At 63.2% G+C, this 17,211-nt stretch carries 17 protein-coding genes and 1 tRNA gene; 12 read left to right on the forward strand and 6 right to left on the reverse strand.

Features of this window, described 5'->3' with window-relative positions:
• Positions 1 to 151 precede the first annotated feature (151 nt).
• The 5 genes from ACF8R3_RS18505 to ACF8R3_RS18525 all read left to right on the forward strand — a co-directional run bounded on the left by ACF8R3_RS18505 (position 152) and on the right by ACF8R3_RS18525 (position 5,573).
• Positions 152 to 1,441 (forward strand): OprD family porin, encoded by a 1,290-nt coding sequence (locus ACF8R3_RS18505; protein WP_058603191.1) that lies wholly within the window; start codon positions 152 to 154, stop codon positions 1,439 to 1,441.
• Between the two features lie 32 nt (positions 1,442 to 1,473).
• Positions 1,474 to 2,454 (forward strand): tripartite tricarboxylate transporter substrate binding protein, encoded by a 981-nt coding sequence (locus tag ACF8R3_RS18510; protein ID WP_058603192.1) that lies wholly within the window; start codon positions 1,474 to 1,476, stop codon positions 2,452 to 2,454.
• 115 nt (positions 2,455 to 2,569) lie between these two features.
• The gene (locus tag ACF8R3_RS18515) at positions 2,570 to 3,028 is read left to right on the forward strand and encodes a tripartite tricarboxylate transporter TctB family protein (RefSeq protein WP_058603193.1); all 459 of its coding nucleotides are present in this window, start codon (positions 2,570 to 2,572) and stop codon (positions 3,026 to 3,028) included.
• 3 nt (positions 3,029 to 3,031) lie between these two features.
• Positions 3,032 to 4,546, forward strand: a complete 1,515-nt coding sequence (locus tag ACF8R3_RS18520; RefSeq protein WP_078478077.1) for a tripartite tricarboxylate transporter permease — start codon at positions 3,032 to 3,034, stop codon at positions 4,544 to 4,546.
• Entirely contained in the window at positions 4,539 to 5,573 is a 1,035-nt protein-coding gene (locus tag ACF8R3_RS18525; protein ID WP_058637095.1) for an AbrB family transcriptional regulator, read from the forward strand. The genes ACF8R3_RS18520 and ACF8R3_RS18525 overlap by 8 nt, the downstream gene beginning before the upstream one ends.
• 29 nt (positions 5,574 to 5,602) lie before the next feature.
• Here the strand turns inward: ACF8R3_RS18525 and ung are convergent, their stop codons facing one another.
• Positions 5,603 to 6,295 carry a uracil-DNA glycosylase gene (gene ung, locus ACF8R3_RS18530; RefSeq protein ID WP_023534412.1) on the reverse strand — a complete coding sequence of 231 codons (693 nt, stop codon included), beginning with the start codon at positions 6,293 to 6,295 and terminating at the stop codon, positions 5,603 to 5,605.
• A gap of 126 nt (positions 6,296 to 6,421) precedes the next feature.
• On the opposite strand from ung, the gene ACF8R3_RS18535 reads away from it, so the two are divergent.
• Positions 6,422 to 7,528, forward strand: a complete 1,107-nt coding sequence (locus ACF8R3_RS18535) for an enoyl-CoA hydratase/isomerase family protein (protein WP_392515997.1) — start codon at positions 6,422 to 6,424, stop codon at positions 7,526 to 7,528.
• Between the two features lie 33 nt (positions 7,529 to 7,561).
• Here ACF8R3_RS18535 and ACF8R3_RS18540 read toward each other — a convergent pair whose 3' ends face one another.
• Positions 7,562 to 7,972: a hypothetical protein gene (locus tag ACF8R3_RS18540; RefSeq protein WP_078478075.1), complete on the reverse strand. Its 411-nt coding sequence runs from the start codon at positions 7,970 to 7,972 to the stop codon at positions 7,562 to 7,564.
• Between the two features lie 215 nt (positions 7,973 to 8,187).
• Here ACF8R3_RS18540 and ACF8R3_RS18545 point away from each other — a divergent pair, with 215 nt between their 5' ends.
• The 4 genes from ACF8R3_RS18545 to ACF8R3_RS18560 all read left to right on the forward strand — a co-directional run bounded on the left by ACF8R3_RS18545 (position 8,188) and on the right by ACF8R3_RS18560 (position 10,752).
• On the forward strand, positions 8,188 to 9,660 hold the full coding sequence (locus ACF8R3_RS18545; RefSeq protein ID WP_196127505.1) for a diguanylate cyclase domain-containing protein: 1,473 nt from the start codon (positions 8,188 to 8,190) through the stop codon (positions 9,658 to 9,660).
• A gap of 1 nt (position 9,661) precedes the next feature.
• Positions 9,662 to 9,886 (forward strand): cysteine-rich CWC family protein, encoded by a 225-nt coding sequence (locus tag ACF8R3_RS18550; RefSeq protein ID WP_058603200.1) that lies wholly within the window; start codon positions 9,662 to 9,664, stop codon positions 9,884 to 9,886.
• On the forward strand, positions 9,876 to 10,568 hold the full coding sequence (locus ACF8R3_RS18555; protein WP_392515998.1) for a pseudouridine synthase: 693 nt from the start codon (positions 9,876 to 9,878) through the stop codon (positions 10,566 to 10,568). Before ACF8R3_RS18550 ends, ACF8R3_RS18555 begins: the two co-directional genes overlap by 11 nt.
• 110 nt (positions 10,569 to 10,678) lie before the next feature.
• Positions 10,679 to 10,752: transfer RNA gene (locus ACF8R3_RS18560), tRNA-Gly, on the forward strand.
• A gap of 48 nt (positions 10,753 to 10,800) precedes the next feature.
• Here ACF8R3_RS18560 and ACF8R3_RS18565 read toward each other — a convergent pair.
• Together ACF8R3_RS18565 and ACF8R3_RS18570 are read right to left on the reverse strand one after the other, a co-directional pair.
• Complete coding sequence (locus tag ACF8R3_RS18565) at positions 10,801 to 11,235, reverse strand: DNA methylase (RefSeq protein ID WP_145256058.1); 435 nt, start codon at positions 11,233 to 11,235, stop codon at positions 10,801 to 10,803.
• Positions 11,232 to 11,456, reverse strand: coding sequence for a DUF2188 domain-containing protein (locus ACF8R3_RS18570; protein ID WP_078478074.1), 225 nt, complete (start codon positions 11,454 to 11,456; stop codon positions 11,232 to 11,234). The genes ACF8R3_RS18565 and ACF8R3_RS18570 overlap by 4 nt, the downstream gene beginning before the upstream one ends.
• Positions 11,457 to 11,707: 251 nt before the next feature.
• Between ACF8R3_RS18570 and ACF8R3_RS18575 the strand changes: the two genes are divergently transcribed.
• Positions 11,708 to 12,697, forward strand: a complete 990-nt coding sequence (locus ACF8R3_RS18575) for a DUF4917 family protein (RefSeq protein WP_392515999.1) — start codon at positions 11,708 to 11,710, stop codon at positions 12,695 to 12,697.
• Positions 12,698 to 12,799: 102 nt separating this feature from the next.
• On the opposite strand, the gene ACF8R3_RS18580 is transcribed toward ACF8R3_RS18575, so the two are convergent.
• On the reverse strand, positions 12,800 to 14,005 hold the full coding sequence (locus ACF8R3_RS18580; RefSeq protein ID WP_078478073.1) for an SAM-dependent methyltransferase: 1,206 nt from the start codon (positions 14,003 to 14,005) through the stop codon (positions 12,800 to 12,802).
• A gap of 66 nt (positions 14,006 to 14,071) precedes the next feature.
• Positions 14,072 to 14,689 carry a hypothetical protein gene (locus ACF8R3_RS18585; RefSeq protein ID WP_078478072.1) on the reverse strand — a complete coding sequence of 206 codons (618 nt, stop codon included), beginning with the start codon at positions 14,687 to 14,689 and terminating at the stop codon, positions 14,072 to 14,074.
• Between the two features lie 185 nt (positions 14,690 to 14,874).
• Here ACF8R3_RS18585 and bglX point away from each other — a divergent pair, with 185 nt between their 5' ends.
• A complete protein-coding gene (bglX, locus tag ACF8R3_RS18590) occupies positions 14,875 to 17,166 on the forward strand; it encodes a beta-glucosidase BglX (RefSeq protein ID WP_392516000.1) in 2,292 nt (763 codons plus the stop codon).
• The last annotated feature ends 45 nt before the right edge of the window (positions 17,167 to 17,211 follow it).

Raw genomic sequence — 17,211 nt, forward strand, 5'->3', positions numbered from 1 at the left:
GCGGCGACCTGTGAAGCCGGCTCGACAAACCTTTCACGCTGAAAGGTTAGCGAAAGGTTCGTTACCTAGCATCGCACCACGGTCGCCCCGAGCGCCGAATAAAGCACCAGCAAGGTGCAATCGAATAAGAACAAGAAACGGAGCCACAACGATGCTGTCATTGCAGCCGCAGGCATTCGCACCTGCTCGTTCCTTTGCCGCACGCCCCAGCGCCATTGCCAGCGCCCTCGCGCTCGCCGGCGTCGCCCCGCTCAGCCAGGCCGCCTTCTTCGAAGACAGCACGGCCACCTTCGAAACCCGCAACATGTACTTCAATCGCGACTTTCGCGATGGCACCAGTGCGCAACAATCCAAGCGCGACGAATGGGCCCAGGGGTTCATGCTCAACCTCGAATCCGGTTATACCGAAGGCACCGTAGGCTTCGGCGTAGATGCGCTCGGCATGATGGGCATCAAGCTCGATTCAAGCCCAGACCGTACCGGCAGCGGCCTGCTGCCGACCCATGACAACGGCAAAGCTGCCGACGAGTACTCAAAGCTCGGCCTGACCGCCAAGGCCAAGATTTCCAAAACCGAACTCAAGATCGGCACGCTGATCCCTTCTCTGCCCACCCTTCGCCCCAACGATGGCCGCATTCTGCCGCAGACGTTCGAAGGCGGGCTGCTCACCTCCAAGGAAATCAAGGGCCTGACCTTCACCGGCGGGCGCCTGGACAAGGCCAAGGACCGTGACGACACCAACTGGGAAGACCTGGCACTGAACAACAAGAACGGCCGCTTCGGTGGCTCGTTCAGCGCAGACAACCTGTCCCTGGCCGGGCTGGACTACCAGTTCAACGACCGGCTGACCGGCAGCTACCACTTCGCCCAACTGGACGACATCTACCGCCAGCACTTCATCGGCCTGCTCGCCACCCAAGCCGTGGGCCCAGGCGCACTGGCCTTCGACCTGCGCCTGGCGCTGAGCGATGACGCAGGCGCTGCCAGGGCCGGCAGCATCGACAATACCACCTTCAACGGCATGGTCAGTTATGCCTTGGGCGGGCACAAGTTCAGCGCCGGCTGGCAGCAGCTGACCGGCGACAGCGCGTTCCCCTATGTCGATGGTGCCGACCCATACCTGGTCAATTTCGTCCAGATCAACGACTTCGCCAATGCCGACGAGCGCTCCTGGCAGGCCCGCTACGACTACAACTTTGCCGCACTCGGCGTGCCTGGCCTGACGTTCCTGACCCGCTACATCAGCGGCGACAACGTCAGCCGTGCCAGCGGTGGCGAGGGCAAGGAATGGGAACGCGATACCGAGCTGAAATACGTGGTGCAGAACGGCCCGCTCAAGAACGTGGCGGTGCGCCTGCGAAACGCGACCTTCCGCTCCAATTTCGCCCGTGACGCCGACGAAGTGCGGCTGCTGGTGAGCTACAGCGTCGCCCTGTGGTAACCCGATAACAACAACGCCTACGGAGATAGACCATGACCTTTTCACTGCGCCATATCGTACTGGCAACCGGTTGCCTACTACTGGCAGGCAATGCCCTGGCCGCCGAACCCAAACGCCCCGAGTGCATCGCCCCGGCCTCGCCTGGCGGTGGCTTCGACCTGACCTGCAAGCTGGTGCAAAGCGCCCTGGTGCAGGAGAAGATCCTGAGCAAGCCCATGCGCGTGACCTACATGCCGGGCGGTGTCGGCGCCGTGGCCTACAACGCCGTGGTGGCCCAGCGCCCTGCCGATGCGGGAACCCTGGTGGCCTGGTCGAGCGGTTCGCTGCTGAACCTGGCCCAGGGCAAGTTCGGTCGCTTCGACGAAAATGCAGTGAAATGGCTGGCTGCCGTCGGCACCAGCTATGGCGCAATCGCGGTCAAGAGCGACTCGCCCTACAAAACCCTCGACGACCTGGTCGCTGCCCTGAAGAAAGACCCGAGCAAGGTGGTGATTGGCTCCGGTGGCACCGTAGGCAGCCAAGACTGGATGCAAACCGCCCTGATCGCCAAGGCTGCCGGCATCAACCCACGCGACCTGCGCTACGTGGCACTCGAAGGCGGCGGCGAAATTGCCACCGCACTGCTCGGTGGCCATATCCAGGTAGGCTCCACCGACATTTCCGACTCCATGCCGCACATCGAGAGCGGCAACATGCGCCTGCTGGCCGTGTTTTCGGAAAAGCGCCTGGACGACCCGGCCATGAAGGACATCCCCACTGCCAAGGAGCAGGGCTACGACATCGTCTGGCCTGTGGTGCGCGGCTTCTACCTCGGCCCGAAAGTGAGCGACGAAGACTACGCCTGGTGGAAAGCATCGTTCGACAAGATGCTGGCCTCCGAAGACTTCGCCAAGTTGCGTGACCAGCGCGAACTGTTCCCCTTCGCCATGACGGGTGAAGAGCTCGATGGCTACGTCAAGAAGCAAGTCGCTGACTACAAGATGCTGGCCAAGGAATTCGGCCTGGTCCAGTAATCCAGACCGCTGGGCTTTCCTGGCGGGAGCAGGCAGACGCTGCCGTGCCTAGCCTGGGCCTTGGCCCAGGTTCACGGGTGTGCCGCTCCCATCGCTACTTACCGAGGATTCCTCCATGATCCTGCAACGCATCTTCGCCCTGATCCTGCTGGCCGTCTGCGCCGCCCTGGCCGTGATGGCCTGGCCTTATCAGGCGGCGTTTTCCTATGAGCCGGTAGGCCCGCGTGCCTACCCGCTGCTGATGCTCGGCCTGATGAGCCTGGGCTTGCTGTACATGGCGATCCGCCCCACGCCGATCGTGCACAAGGACGACGAGCCGGCGCTGGACAAGGCGACCTTGACCAAGATCGCCGCCTGCATCGGCCTGCTGCTGATCTTCGCGGCCACCTTCGAATCCCTTGGCTTCATCCTCAGCGCCATCCTGGCCGGTGTGCCCATGGCGCGCCTGTATGGCGGTCGCTGGCTGCACAGCGCCATCGTCGTGGTCGGCATGAGCCTGTTCCTCTACTGGCTGTTCGACCGCGTCATGGACGTGCCCCTGCCCCTTGGCCTGCTGAGCGTACTGGAGAACTGACATATGGATACCTTGAGCTACCTGGGCCAGGGCTTCGGCGTCGCCCTGTCCCCTTACAATCTGGTCACGGCCCTGTCCGGCACGCTGATCGGTACCGTCGTCGGCCTGCTGCCGGGCCTGGGCCCGATCAATGGCGTGGCCCTGCTGATCCCCATCGCCTTCGCCCTGGGCTTGCCTCCGGAGTCGGCACTGATCCTGCTGGCTGCGGTGTACCTGGGCTGCGAGTACGGTGGGCGGATCAGCTCGATCCTGCTGAACATTCCGGGCGAAGCATCGACCGTGATGACCACCCTGGACGGCTACCCGATGGCCCGCCAGGGCCTGGCGGGCGTGGCCCTATCCCTGTCGGCCTGGAGCTCGTTCATCGGCGCCTTCATCGCCACCTGCGGCATGGTGCTGTTCGCCCCGCTGCTGGCCAAGTGGGCAATCGCCTTCGGCCCGGCCGAGTACTTCGTGCTGATGGTGTTCGCCATCGTCGCCCTGGGCGGCATGGCCGGCGACAAGCCGCTCAAGACTTTCATCGCCGCCTTGATCGGCCTGTTCCTGTCGGCGGTGGGCATCGACGCCAACAGTGGCGTGTACCGCTTCACCGGTGACAGCGTGCACCTGGCCGACGGCATTCAGTTCGTCGTGCTGGTGCTGGGCCTGTTCTCGATCAGCGAAATTCTGTTGCTGCTGGAAAAGACCCACCACGGTCACCAGGCGGTCAAGGCCACCGGGCGCATGCTGTTTAACTTCAAGGAAGCGGCGTCGGTGTTCGTGGTGAACATTCGCTGCGGCCTGCTGGGCTTTGTGATGGGCGTGTTGCCAGGCGCTGGTGCCACACTGGCCAGTGCAGTGGCCTACATGACCGAAAAACGCATGGCCGGTGCCAGCGGCAAGTTCGGCAAGGGTGACGCCCGTGGCCTGGCGGCACCGGAAACCGCCATTGGCGCTTCCTGCTGTGGCGCCCTGGTGCCCATGCTGACCCTGGGCGTGCCCGGTTCAGGTACCACGGCGGTGATGATCGGCGCGCTGACGCTCTACAACATCACCCCAGGCCCGCTGCTGTTCGAACAGCAACCTGACATCGTCTGGGGCCTGATCGCGTCGCTGTTCATCGCCAACATCATGCTGGTGATCCTGAACATCCCGATGATCCGCATCTTCACCCGCATCCTGGCCGTGCCGAACTGGGCCCTGGTGCCGGTGATCGCCATCATCACCGGGATCGGTGTCTATGCCGTGCATGCCACCACCTTCGACCTGTTCCTGATGGTCGGCATCGGCATCATGGGCTACATCCTGCGCAAGCTGGACTTCCCGCTTTCGCCGATTCTGCTGGGCTTCATCCTGGGTGGCCTGATGGAGCAGAACCTGCGCCGGGCATTGTCAATTTCCAACGGCGAGTTAGGCATTCTCTGGTCGAGCCCGATCAGCATGGGTGTCTGGGCACTGGTAGCGCTCATGCTCGCACTGCCTATGGTGCGCATCTGGCGCAAGCGTAGCCTGCAGCGCCGGGCCATGGCCGATGCCTGATCGTGGGTTGCCGCTGTACTGGGCAACTGGGCTGGTCGGCCTTGCTGGCGGTTTCGCCGCCAGCAAGGTCGGCTGGCCTTTGCCGTGGATGGTCGGCTCGTTGCTGGCGATCATCGCGGTACGTTGCCTGAGCCCTTGGCAGCTGCCAGAAATACCCAATGGCCGGCGCTGCGGGCAATGCATCATTGGCCTTGGCATCGGCCTGCACTTCACGCCCCAGGTCATCGAGCAAGTGGGCAGTCACTTCGCCTTGATCTTCTTCGGCGCTTTGTTCACTACCGTTTCGAGCGTGCTTGGGGTGTGGTTGCTGCGCCGCTCGGGTGAGGACCGCGCCACTGCGTTCTTTGCCAGCATGCCAGGCGGTTCCGGTGAAATGGTCAACCTGGGTGCGCGCAATGGCGCGGTATTGAGCCAGGTGGCCGCAGCCCAAAGCCTGCGCGTGCTGGCGGTGGTGCTGTGCGTGCCGGCGCTGTTCAAGCTGCTGTTGGGCGATGGCGTAGCGCTCAACCACACCGGCAGCGTCAGCTGGGCCTGGCTGGCCCTCATCGCACCGCTGGGCGTGGCAGCTGGCTGGCTCTGGCAGCGGCTGCAACAGCCCAACCCATGGCTGTTCGGGCCGCTGCTGGTGGCAGCCACCTTCAGCCTTGCCGGCAACTTGCAGATCGCCCTGCCCAATGGCGCCAGTCAGATCGGTCAATGGCTGATCGGCAGCGGCCTGGCCTGCCATTTCAACCGTGCATTCTTCCGCCGCGCGCCGGCATTTCTGGGGCGCACGCTGGTGGCCACAGCCTTGAGCATGGCCCTGGCTGGCGCTGCCGCCTGGGGCTTGAGCCTGCTGACAGCTTTGGATCTGCGCTCACTGACGCTGGGCATGATGCCCGGCGGCATCGCTGAAATGAGCCTGACGGCCGAAACGCTGCAACTGTCGGTGCCGCTGGTGACTGCTTTGCAAGTGATGCGCCTGCTCTTCGTGCTGTTCCTGGCCGAGCCCTTGTTCCGTTACTGGATGAGCAAGCGGCCCGCATGACCTGTCGGGGCCTGACGGCCCCGTCTGGCTCACAGCGGTGGCAACGCCCAGTTGATGGGCGCAAGCCCGCGCTGCTCGAGAAAGCCGTTGGCACGGCTGAAATGCCCACAGCCAAGAAACCCACGGTACGCCGACAACGGCGAGGGGTGCACCGACTTGAGCACCAAGTGCTTGGTGCCGTCGATCAGCTTCTGTTTGCTCTGCGCATGAGCCCCCCACAGCAGAAACACCACATGCTCACACTGCTCGCTGACCACCTCGATGATACGGTCGGTGAAGAATTCCCAGCCTTTCTTGGCATGGGAGGCCGCGTTGCCCCGCTCCACGGTCATGGTGGTGTTGAGCAGCAACACGCCCTGCTCGGCCCAGCTTTGCAGGTAGCCATGGTTGGGGATGGGAATGTTCAGGTCGCGGTGCAGCTCCTTGTAGATGTTCACCAGCGACGGCGGCGTGGGCACGCCAGGCTGCACCGAGAAGCACAGGCCATGGGCCTGCCCTGGGCCGTGGTAGGGGTCCTGGCCGAGAATCACCACCTTGACCTGATCCAGGGGGGTGGAGTTGAGTGCATTGAAGATCAGCGGGCCAGGCGGGTAGATCTGTTTACCGGCGGCATATTCACCGCGCAGGAACTCGCGCAACTGCTGCATGTAGGGCTGCTCGAACTCGGCACGCAAGGCGGCTTTCCAACTGGGTTCGAGTTTGATGCGATCGTCGTCAGTCATGGGGGCTTCCGTAAACAATGGGGCGACACTAGGGGTGACACCGACGCTTGTCAAACGATCCGACCAGTGCCCGGCGGGATCGACCAGGCAGGCCATACTTGAGCGGTGACTTGAATGAGGTAAGCCATGAGCATTCATTGCCAAGTACTGACAGGCGCCGATGGCGCTCGCCTGGGCATCGCTACCCTTGATGCGCCAAGGGCGCTCAATGCCCTCGACCTGCCGATGATAGAGACGCTGGCCGAGCAGTTGCACAGCTGGGCGCAAGACCCGGGCATCGCCTGTGTGCTGCTGCGCGGCAATGGCGCCAAGGCATTCTGCGCCGGGGGCGACGTGCGGGCGCTGGCCCAGGCGTGCCGCGAGCAGCCTGGCAGCGTGCCACCGCTGGCTGCATCGTTCTTCGCCGCCGAATATCGCCTGGACCATGCCCTGCATACTTACCCCAAGCCACTGCTGTGCTGGGGCCATGGCCATGTGCTGGGCGGCGGCATGGGTTTGCTCCAAGGTGCCAATGTACGCATCGTGACCCCCAGCAGCGCACTGGCCATGCCTGAGATCAGCATTGGTCTGTACCCTGACGTGGGGGCCAGCTGGTTCCTGGCCCGCTTGCCGGGCAAGCTGGGGTTGTTCCTGGGGCTCACCGGTGCGCCTATCAATGCGCACGATGCACTAGACTTGGGGTTGGCTGACCGTTTCATGGGTGAAGACCGGCAAGCGGCGTTGATCGACGAACTGCTGCAGATGAACTGGCAGGAGCAGACCGCGTTGCAACTCAACAGCCTGCTCAGGGCTGAGGAGCATTGCGCCCGCCGGGCACTGCCGGCGGCCCAGTGGTTGCCGCGGCGCGTGCTTATCGACGCGCTGCTGGATGTCACCTGCGCGGGCGCTGCCTGGCGGGCAGTGGCGAGCCTGCGCCAGCACGACGACCCGCTGCTGTCGGCAGCCGCCGAGCGCATGCTGGGCGGCTGTCCGCTGACGGCTCATCTGGTGTGGGAGCAAATTCAGCGGGCCCGACACCTGTCACTGGCGCAGGCGTTGCAGATGGAATACGCGATGAGCCTGAACTGCTGTCGTCATCCGGAGTTCAGCGAAGGGGTGCGTGCCCGCCTGCTGGACAAGGATCACCAACCGCGCTGGCACTGGCCGGATGTGGACCACGTGCCCGCAGCCGTGGTGCAGGCACACTTTCAAGCGACGTGGGAAGGCCATCATCCGCTGGCGGACCTGCACTAGCGGCGCGTCGGGCGCAGGGCGCTCCTCACCTGATCAATGGCCTCGCCCACGCCTGTCACCCCAGCCGCCTTGATGCCGACCTCCATCCTGGAAGCGCGGGCCATCGTTGCGGTAGTCGTGTCGATCGCGGTCGCGCCTGTAGTCCCAGCGCTGGCGATGACCGTAATCGTAGCGCGGGTTGCCGTGCCAGCGGCGCACGTCGGGCGGCGGCAACGGTCGGTAGCCGGGCGGCGCATGGTAACGAGGCACCGGTTGGTAGTAGTAGCGCGGCTGGGGCGCCACCGGATAACGACCGTACCGGTAGTAGCCGGGCGCGTAACCAGGCGAGACATATCGGTCAGTGACGTAATAGTCGGAGCGGTAGTAGGTCGACCGACCAGCGTACGGCGCACAGGCGCCAAGCGTCAGCCCGAGCAGGGCCACAAGCAGAATTCGATAGGACATAGGCGGCCTCCCGGACCGCTGAGGTGCCCGCGCAGCGAACGCTGCCGAGCGTCGATGCACGACACGTTGATCGACATGGAATAAGACAAGCGTCAACCCGTGCAGTGCCATACTGGTAATAATTTGATACAGCTGCGACTTCTGGACAAAATCTTGCAGTCATTTAAAGCCCGGAACACTAGAATGTGCGGCCCGGCACACATCATGGGAAGATCATGCCTTCACGCTCCGCTCCGTCATCGCAGCGTTCGTTAATCGCCGCCCTGCTGATGCTGCTGGCCTGCGGTTTCCTCGCCACGTCGCTGCTGAGTTATTTCTCCTCGCGCAGCGCCATACGTGACGGCATCATCAATACCGAATTGCCGCTGACCTCCGACACGGTCTATTCGGAAATCCAGAAAGACCTGATCCGCCCTGTTCTGATCGCCTCGATGATGGCCCAGGACACTTTCCTTCGAGACTGGGTGTTGGCCGGTGAGCAGGATGCCCAGCGCATGACCCGCTACCTGGGCGAGGTAACGGGCAAGCAGGGCATCTTCACGTCCTTTTTCGTCTCCGAACACACGCTGACCTACTACCAGGCCAAGGGCGTGCTCAAGCAGGTCCAGCCACAGGCCTGGCGCGATGCCTGGTACTTTCGCCTGCGCGACCAGGCGGCACCTTACGAGATCAATGTAGACCTGGACATGGCCAACCAGGACAACCTGACCGTGTTCATCAACTACAAGGTGCACGACTACCAGGATCGCTTCATCGGCGCGGCAGGGGTGGGGCTGAGCGTTTCCACCGTGGTTAGGATGATCGATCAGTACCAACACCGCTATCAGCGATCCGTGGTCTTCGTCGACGCCCAGGGCAAGGTGTTGATGACAGGCTCAGGCGGTGGCCCGCAGGGCCTGCGCGTCGGCCAGTCGCTGGTCGACAGCCCGGACCTGGGCGGCGTGCTGGCACGCCAGCCGGTGCCTGGCGAAGGCAGTCATGAATACCGCGACCTTGAAGGCCACAGCCATTTTCTGAACGTGCGCCACTTGCCGGAACTGGATTGGTACCTGCTGGTGGACAAACGCGAGACCGGGGCGCTGGACCGGATCCGTCATTCGCTGTACCTGAACCTGGCGATCTGCGCCATGATCACCCTTGTGGTGGTAGCCCTGATGCATGCGATGGTGCGCCGCCACCAGGCCAGCACCGAAGCCCTGGCCACGCTCGACAGCCTGACCGGGCTGCCCAATCGGCGCAGCTTCGACCTGCTGGCCGCCCAGGCGCTGCGCGAGGCCCAGCGTGACAACAGTCCGCTGGTGGCGTTGCTGATCGACCTGGACCACTTCAAAGCCCTCAACGACACCTATGGTCACCTGGCAGGCGACGAAGTGCTGCGCCAATTTGCCAATGTCCTGCAAGGCAGCATTCGCCAGTCCGATATACTCTGCCGCTGGGGAGGCGAGGAGTTCATCGTGCTGCTGCGTGAGGCCGATGCCCGCCAGGCGAACGAGGCTGCCGAAAAGATCCGGCGCCGCGCCGAGCAACTGACCTTCAGTTACGAGGACCAGCCCCTGCGCCTGACCACCAGCATCGGGGTGAGTCATCTGCAGCCAGGCGATACCTTGCACACCCTACTGACCCGCGCCGACGGCGCCCTCTATCGTGCCAAACAGGCTGGCCGCAACCGTGTCTGCAGTGAAACCTGAAATGAACGACGATCAACGTTGCCCCGCCTGCGGTGCCCTCAACCGGTGCACCCTGGCCGATCCTGCGCAGGCCACCCAGGCTTGCTGGTGCTACAACGTGCGCATCGACCCGGCGGTATTGCAGGCCTTGCCTGCCGAACTGCGCGACCGTGCCTGCCTGTGCCCAAGCTGCGCAGGCGTCGAGGCCCAATTGGCATCGCCCGCAGGTGACGACCATGCGCCTTGATCGTTTTCTTGCCAACCTACCGACCTGCAACCGCCAGCAAGCGCGCCTGATGCTGGCTCAACGTCGCGTGCGGCTCGATGGCCAAGTGGCCAGCGACCCGCTAACGGAAGTACGGGCGTTCAGCCGGGTCGAGCTGGACGATGAGGTGCTGCAGGCGGGCCTCCCGCCACGCTACCTGATGCTGTACAAGCCGCCCGGTTGCGTCAGCGCCACCCACGATCCCCAGCATCCAACCGTCATGGACTTGCTGCCCGACGCGCTCGCGCAGGGCCTGCATATCGCCGGGCGCCTGGACTTCAATACCACCGGGCTGATGATCCTGACCAACGACGGGCAGTGGTCCCGGCGCCTGACCCAACCGGCCACCAAGCTGCCCAAGCATTACCTGGTCGAAACCCAGGACGAAATCGGCGAGCACTATGTGGCCCGGTTTCAGGAGGGGTTTCACTTTGCTTTCGAAAACCTGACGACCCAACCGGCCGACCTGCAGATCATCGGGCCGCGCCTGGCCCGGCTCGCCATCGTCGAAGGGCGCTACCACCAGGTCAAACGCATGTTCGGGTTCTATGACAACAAGGTGGTCAAGCTGCACCGGGAGCGCATGGGCGCGATCGCGCTGGACATGGACCTGCCGCCGGGGGCATACCGAGAACTCACGCTCGAGGAAATCGCTGCCGTATAGGTGAGCCTTGTGACGTAGGGAAAAGGCGCAGGAGCGCGGAGGGAAAAGACATTTTTTATAACGCGGGCTTCTAATTTGCCGAACGTTCTGGTAAAAAGTGCAGCTCAGATGCGGGTATAGTTTAGTGGCAAAACGAAAGCTTCCCAAGCTTTAGTTGAGGGTTCGATTCCCTCTACCCGCTCCATCTTCAAGCCAGCGTTCACATGGCTTACGCTTCCTCTACCGCCCATCCTCACTGCACACGTTGATGCTGCAGTACCACCGCCGCTTCCCGCATAAAAATCTCGAGCGTCTTGGGCCCCACGCCTTCAAATCCCAGCAGCCATGTATTGGCGTGCGCCATGTCCACCGCCGCATTGAGCAACACCTCATCCATTTCCGCTTCAAGCCCACTGCCCAAGCGATGCAGCCGCCGGGCCGTGGATTCGTCGTAGCGGGCGTAACCGGCCTGACCCAGAAGCTTCACCAGCGTGTGATGCGGACACCTCGCCAGCTTGCCTGGGGTGTCCAGGCCATGGGTATCGACCAGCAGCCGGTAGGCCTGGATCGCGACACTGGCACGAATGCGCTTGCCGATCAGAAAGCTGGCAAGCAACCACTTATAGAGGCCGCGCCCATGGCACTGGTGTATGTCGATGCCAAGCAGCGCGGCGCTGACCAGTATCAACCCTTGGTGCGCCGCGGGTCAGCGGAGCGAGGGTAGGTGCGCTCTTGCTCGATGGTGCCATCGGCCTTGTGAATCTTCACCGAGGCTGTCTTGCCCTCGAAGAATGTGGCCAGCGACCCCACCAGTTCTTGCTTGGTCGCGCTGTGCTTTGAAGCGCGCGCAGCACCTGCCTTCTTCAGTTCCCACCCGTCATTGGCAGGGCTTACATGATAGGTGTCCATGACAGATCTCCTGTTCAGGTAAAGACATGACGATCTACGTGTCGGTGTGGCCGGTGCTGGCTAGGCGCTGCCCCGTGGCCACTCAAGACCTTGGAGGGATTCAAGTCCGCTCGTGTTCACTTTCAATCCCCTGCAGTTGCCGTCAAGCTCACCGATGCAGCCTGCAACGCGCTGCCAGCACTGGCGCGGCGCACTCATGGCCTAGGCTTGACGTGGTAAAGTCTGCCGGATCCCGCTTTACGGACTCCAGCATGCCCGCACTAGACGCCACTCTTCTCCCCTGGTCAGACCTTGCCGACCAGTACCCCTGTGAAACCCTCATGGTCGGTAACGGCGCAAGCCGGGCCTTCTGGAAGCCGTTCGGGTATTTCTCGCTGTACGAGGAGGCGCAACGGGCCGGGCGTAAGAAGGGCTTGGCCATCAGCGATCAGGCCTTGTTCAAGTCATTGAGCTCCGAGCTGTTCGAACCAGTGCTGACCGCCCTCAACACCACGGTGCGTACCAACGCTGCGCTGGCCATCAACTCGACCGCGCCGCTGAACCGCTATTACTCCATCAAGGAGGCGCTGATCCACGCCGTGCGCACCGTGCACATGCCTTGGTCGGCAATGCCCGAAGCCGCCCTGAGCACCCTCAACCAGGCCCTGCGCGGCTACCGCAACGTCTATACCAGCAACTATGACCTGCTGCTGGTCTGGGCCGTGCAGCACGATCCGAAGGGCTTTGCCGAACTGTTCGACGAGCAGGGTTTTTTCGACGTGTGCCGAACGGCGGGTCAAGGCACGCGGGTGCTGCACCTGCACGGTGGCATGCACCTGCTCAAGCTGCCTGACGGCACTACCCGGCAACGCAGTGCCAGCAGCGTTGAAATGCTCGAAGGGTTCGCCGTGAATGTGCCAGGTGAAGTGCCGCTGTTCGTCAACGAAGAGCGCAGCGACGAAAAGCTGCGTGCCATCCGTAGTTCGGACTACCTGAGCTGGAGCCTGGGCCAGTTGGCCAGTGAACACCGGGGCATGTGCCTGTTCGGTCAGCACCTGGACAGCAACGACCGGCACCTGCTCGACGCCATCCGCTCAGCCCGGCCCAGCCACCTGGCCATTGCCATACGCCCATTGGGAGAGGCATCGGTCATCAACCAGAAGCGTCATTTCACCAGCCGCTTCGAAGATATGCCGGACACGGCCCTGCACTTCTTCGATGCCCAGACGCATCCGCTGGGGCTGGCAAGCACGACTGTGTGATTGATTGCCCAAGCTGGTTGATCAAGCATGGCTGCAGCATAAAAACGCGCTCATGAGCAGCGAAGCAAGGATGAGCATATCCAAGGCTGGGGCGCATCAGGTTCAAAGCAACCCATCCGCCCGCAGCAACGTTTCAAGACAATGCGCCTTCACCCCGTAGAACGCCTTGAGCTGTTCTATCTTCTCCAGCAAGGCTGACTGATCCGCTGGCTGGCGCCGCTTGACGGCCAGGATCATCTTGTTCTTGTTGGTGTGCTCCAGGGATATGAACTCGAACACCTTGGTCTCGTAGCCGCAGGCCTCCAGGTACAGTGCACGCAGGCTGTCGGTGAGCATTTCGGCCTGCTGGCCCAGGTGCAGGCCATATTGCAGCATCGGTTGCAGCAGGCCCGGGCTTTGCAGCTGCGGGCGGATCTGCTTGTGGCAGCACGGTGAGCACATGATGATTGCCGCGTTGCAGCGGATGCCGGTATGGATGGCGTAGTCGGTCGCCACGTCGCAGGCGTGCAGCGCGATCATCACCTCGATGGCATCGGGCACCACGCTGCGCACATCGCCGCACTGAAACTCCAGCCCTGGGTGTTCAAGCCGCGCGGCGGCGGCGTTGCACAGCTCGACCATGTCCTGGCGCAGCTCAACGCCCGTTACCTGGGCATCGCGGCCCAGCGTATTGCGCAGGTAATCGTGCATGGCGAAGGTCAGATAACCCTTGCCCGAGCCGAAGTCGGCCACCCGCAGGCGTTGCTCGCTCGACAAGGGGGCATTGGCCAGGGCGTGGTCGAAGACCTCGATGAACTTGTTGATCTGCTTCCACTTGCGCGACATCGACGGGATCAGTGCGCCCTGGGCGTCCGTGACGCCAAGGTCACGCAGAAACGGTCGGGCAATGTCCAGGTAGCGCTTTTTCTCACGGTCATGCCCGTTGCTGCCAACGGTTTCCCGGGGCGCCTGGGCGCCATGGCGCTGCAGCATGGGCTTGCCCTTCTTGCTGAAGGTCAGTTGCAGCTCACCCTCTGCATCGAACAGGTGGGCATTGCGAAAGCCTTCTGGCAACAGTTCGGCGATGCACTGCAGAGCATCATCGAGCGGCAGGTTGCGGGTGATGTCGCGGGTCTGGTGGCGGTAGACCAGGGACAGGTTCGCCTGTCCCTTGACCAGCAAGGGCTTGGCGATGATGCGTTGCAGGGTCGGGTCGGTGCCGACAGGCCGCGCCAGTACCAGCTTGACCACGGTGTTGCCCTGCAGGCCGGTGCGAAGCAGGTCGAGAAACTGGACGCGCGCATCCGGTGAAGTAGAAAGGGCAGACATGGGCAAACGGTACCTCCAATAGCGGGGGCCGTATTCTACACCCCCGCACAGTCGGCCAGGGTTGCGTTAGTCGAGGATTACCAGCGGCTGGGGCAGATGCCTGCATGCAAGTGCGCGTGGCGCCTGCTGGCCAAGGCGATGGCCGCACGCCTCGACGCACTCGATCATGCCCTGCAGCGCTTGCCCCTGACGAACCTGGCTGGCCAGACGGTCAGTGAGCGTAACGCGCAGCGCGTCGTCAAGGCAGAGTGCGGCCTGCTTGTCCATCAGCAGTTGTGCGTACTGCTCGGCCTCGCTGACGAAGATCATTACGCATCCGGCGCCTGTAAAGGCCTGAGCGCCGAGGTCGAGAAACTGACGAGTGGCAAGGCGCGACGCTCGCCAGCGGCGCCAAGCCCGCGGTACGGTCCAGCGTTCCAGGCGCGGGCTGCGCAACAGCACGCAGAGGCCTACGAACAGCAGCACATTGGCAACGATCAGGCCGCGAACGCTGGGCCAGCCCAGCACCGCGTGCAGCACGCCTGGCAGTGCCAGCGCCAGCACGGCGGACCAGAATAGTGGGAAATAGGCGTAATCATCGGCGCGGCGGGCAAGCACCGCCAGCAACGCGACATCCGTGCGCCGGCCAACACCGGCCATGGCTTCAGCGAGCTGACGCTGCTGGTAGGGTTCAAGCGGGGTCATGCCGTGTTCTCGTGAGCGTTCTTATAGTTGTTTTCCCGGTGTACGGGGCTTCGTCAGCACGCGGCGGATTCAGGCATAATCCGCCGCAGGAAGATCTGCGTGCAAATCGTACAACAACAGCCGCCCGAAAACCTCGCCCATGCATGTGTCACCGTTGACCATGCATCGGCCCCCTTACGGAATTCATGATGAAACTGTCTCTGCTGGGCCTGGCCATGGGCCTCGTCAGCCAGGCGGCTGTCGCCGCCACTTCCGCGCCGCCGCTCGAGAACAAACAGGCCTTCATCGACCATCTGATCAGCCAGATGACCGAGGCCGAAAAAATCGGGCAGTTGCGCCTGATCAGCATCAGCCCTGAAATGCCCCGGGAGAAGATCCGCGAGGAGATCGCCGCCGGACGCATCGGCGGCACCTTCAATTCGCGCACGGCACCGGAAAACCGGCCGATGCAGGACGCGGCCATGCGCAGCCGGCTGAAGATCCCGATGTTCTTCGCCTACGATACGGTACATGGCGAGCGCACCATCTTCCCCATCGGCCTGGGCATGGCCGCCACCTGGGACATGGACGCCGTCGCCAAGGTCGGCCGCACAGCGGCCATCGAAGCGGCTGCCGACGCACTGGACATGACCTTTGCGCCGATGGTCGACATCGCCCGGGATCCGCGCTGGGGTCGCACCAGTGAGGGCTTTGGCGAAGACACGTACCTGACCGCGAAAATCGGCCAGGTAATGGTCCGCGCGTTCCAGGGCAGCAGCCCGGCCAACCCGGACAGCATCATGGCCATCGTCAAGCATTTCGCCCTTTACGGCGCAGTGGAAGGCGGGCGTGACTACAACACGGTCGATATGAGCCTGCCGAAGATGTACAACGATTACCTGCCGCCCTACCGCGCCGCGATCGATGCCGGCGCCGGTGGTGTGATGGTTGCGCTGAACTCGATCAACGGCGTGCCGGCCACCTCCAACACCTGGCTGATGAACGACGTGCTGCGCAAGGAGTGGGGCTTCAAGGGCGTGACCATCAGCGATCATGGCGCCATCCAGGAGCTGATCCGCCATGGCGTGGCGCGTGACGGTCGCGAGGCGGCCAAGCTGGCGATCAAGGCAGGCATCGACATGAGCATGAACGACACCTTGTACGGCGAGGAGCTACCAGGGTTGCTCAAGGCGGGCGACGTGAGCCAGGCAGAGCTGGATCAGGCCGTGCGCGAAGTGCTGGGCGCCAAATACGACATGGGCCTGTTCAAGAACCCCTACGTGCGCATCGGCGCGGCGCAGAACGACCTCAAGGACTACTACGGCGAGGACCGCCTGCACCGCGACGCCGCGCGCGACGTGGCGCGCCGCAGCCTGGTGCTGCTGGAAAACCGCAGGCAGACGCTGCCGCTCAGTAAAGATGCCACCATCGCCCTGGTCGGTCCCCTTGCCGACGCACCGATCGACATGATGGGCAGCTGGGCAGCAGACGGGCGCCCCACCCACTCGGTCACGGTGCGCGAAGGGCTGCGCCGCTCCATCGAGGGCAAGGGCAAGCTGCTCTATGCCAAGGGCTCCAACGTCACCGGTGACAAGGCCATCCTCGACTACCTGAACTTCCTCAACTTCGATGCGCCGGAAATCGTCGACGACCCTCGCCCACCTGCGGTGCTCATCGACGAAGCGGTCAAGGCCGCGCAGCAGGCGGACGTGGTCGTGGCGGTGGTCGGCGAATCGCGCGGCATGTCCCATGAATCTTCCAGTCGCACCACGTTGCAGGTACCGGCCAACCAGCGTGCACTGATCGAGGCCTTGAAGGCCACCGGCAAGCCGCTGGTGCTGGTGCTGATGAATGGCCGGCCACTGTCCATCGGCTGGGAGCGCGAGCAGGCCGATGCCCTGCTCGAAACCTGGTTCACCGGTACCGAAGGTGGCAACGCCATTGCCGACGTGCTGTTCGGCGACTACAACCCCTCCGGCAAGCTACCGATCACCTTCCCACGCTCGGTCGGGCAGATTCCGATGTACTACAACCACACCCGTATCGGCCGTCCGTTTACGCCTGGCAAACCCGGCAACTATACCTCCCAGTACTTCGAAGAACCCAACGGGCCGCTGTATCCCTTCGGTTACGGCTTGAGCTACAGCACGTTCGAACTGTCGGGCCTGGCGCTTTCTGGCAACAAGCTCAAGCGCGGGGACACGTTGCAAGCCAGCATCGTGGTGCGCAATACCGGCAAGGTGGCCGGCGAGACCGTTGTGCAATTGTACGTGCAGGATGTGTCCGCCTCGATGAGCCGCCCGGTCAAGGAGCTGAAGAACTTCCAGAAGCTCATGCTCAAGCCCGGCGAAACACGGACCGTGACCTTTAGCATCGGCGAAGAAGACCTGAAGTTCTACAATGGCCAGCTGCAGCGCGTTGCCGAGCCCGGGGCGTTCAACGTCCAGGTGGGCCTGGACTCCGAGGCGGTGCAACAGCAGGGCTTCGAACTGCTATAAGTGTCGACCCTTGACGTAATGCTGTTAATTTAGGGTCGCTACGCG

This window comes from Pseudomonas sp. FYR_7 (assembly GCF_043106155.1).
GTDB lineage: Bacteria > Pseudomonadota > Gammaproteobacteria > Pseudomonadales > Pseudomonadaceae > Aquipseudomonas > Aquipseudomonas parafulva_B.

Coding starts and splice junctions, on each gene's coding strand:
- ACF8R3_RS18510 (WP_058603192.1), top strand. CDS start 1,474: ATGACCTTTTCACTGCGCCATATCGTACTGGCAACCGGTTGCCTACTA.
- ACF8R3_RS18585 (WP_078478072.1), bottom strand. CDS start 14,689: ATGACCCCGCTTGAACCCTACCAGCAGCGTCAGCTCGCTGAAGCCATG.
- ACF8R3_RS18555 (WP_392515998.1), top strand. CDS start 9,876: ATGCGCCTTGATCGTTTTCTTGCCAACCTACCGACCTGCAACCGCCAG.
- ACF8R3_RS18535 (WP_392515997.1), top strand. CDS start 6,422: ATGAGCATTCATTGCCAAGTACTGACAGGCGCCGATGGCGCTCGCCTG.
- ACF8R3_RS18540 (WP_078478075.1), bottom strand. CDS start 7,972: ATGTCCTATCGAATTCTGCTTGTGGCCCTGCTCGGGCTGACGCTTGGC.
- ACF8R3_RS18550 (WP_058603200.1), top strand. CDS start 9,662: ATGAACGACGATCAACGTTGCCCCGCCTGCGGTGCCCTCAACCGGTGC.
- ACF8R3_RS18545 (WP_196127505.1), top strand. CDS start 8,188: ATGCCTTCACGCTCCGCTCCGTCATCGCAGCGTTCGTTAATCGCCGCC.
- bglX (WP_392516000.1), top strand. CDS start 14,875: ATGATGAAACTGTCTCTGCTGGGCCTGGCCATGGGCCTCGTCAGCCAG.
- ACF8R3_RS18505 (WP_058603191.1), top strand. CDS start 152: ATGCTGTCATTGCAGCCGCAGGCATTCGCACCTGCTCGTTCCTTTGCC.
- ACF8R3_RS18570 (WP_078478074.1), bottom strand. CDS start 11,456: ATGGACACCTATCATGTAAGCCCTGCCAATGACGGGTGGGAACTGAAG.
- ACF8R3_RS18515 (WP_058603193.1), top strand. CDS start 2,570: ATGATCCTGCAACGCATCTTCGCCCTGATCCTGCTGGCCGTCTGCGCC.
- ung (WP_023534412.1), bottom strand. CDS start 6,295: ATGACTGACGACGATCGCATCAAACTCGAACCCAGTTGGAAAGCCGCC.
- ACF8R3_RS18575 (WP_392515999.1), top strand. CDS start 11,708: ATGCCCGCACTAGACGCCACTCTTCTCCCCTGGTCAGACCTTGCCGAC.
- ACF8R3_RS18520 (WP_078478077.1), top strand. CDS start 3,032: ATGGATACCTTGAGCTACCTGGGCCAGGGCTTCGGCGTCGCCCTGTCC.
- ACF8R3_RS18580 (WP_078478073.1), bottom strand. CDS start 14,005: ATGTCTGCCCTTTCTACTTCACCGGATGCGCGCGTCCAGTTTCTCGAC.
- ACF8R3_RS18525 (WP_058637095.1), top strand. CDS start 4,539: ATGCCTGATCGTGGGTTGCCGCTGTACTGGGCAACTGGGCTGGTCGGC.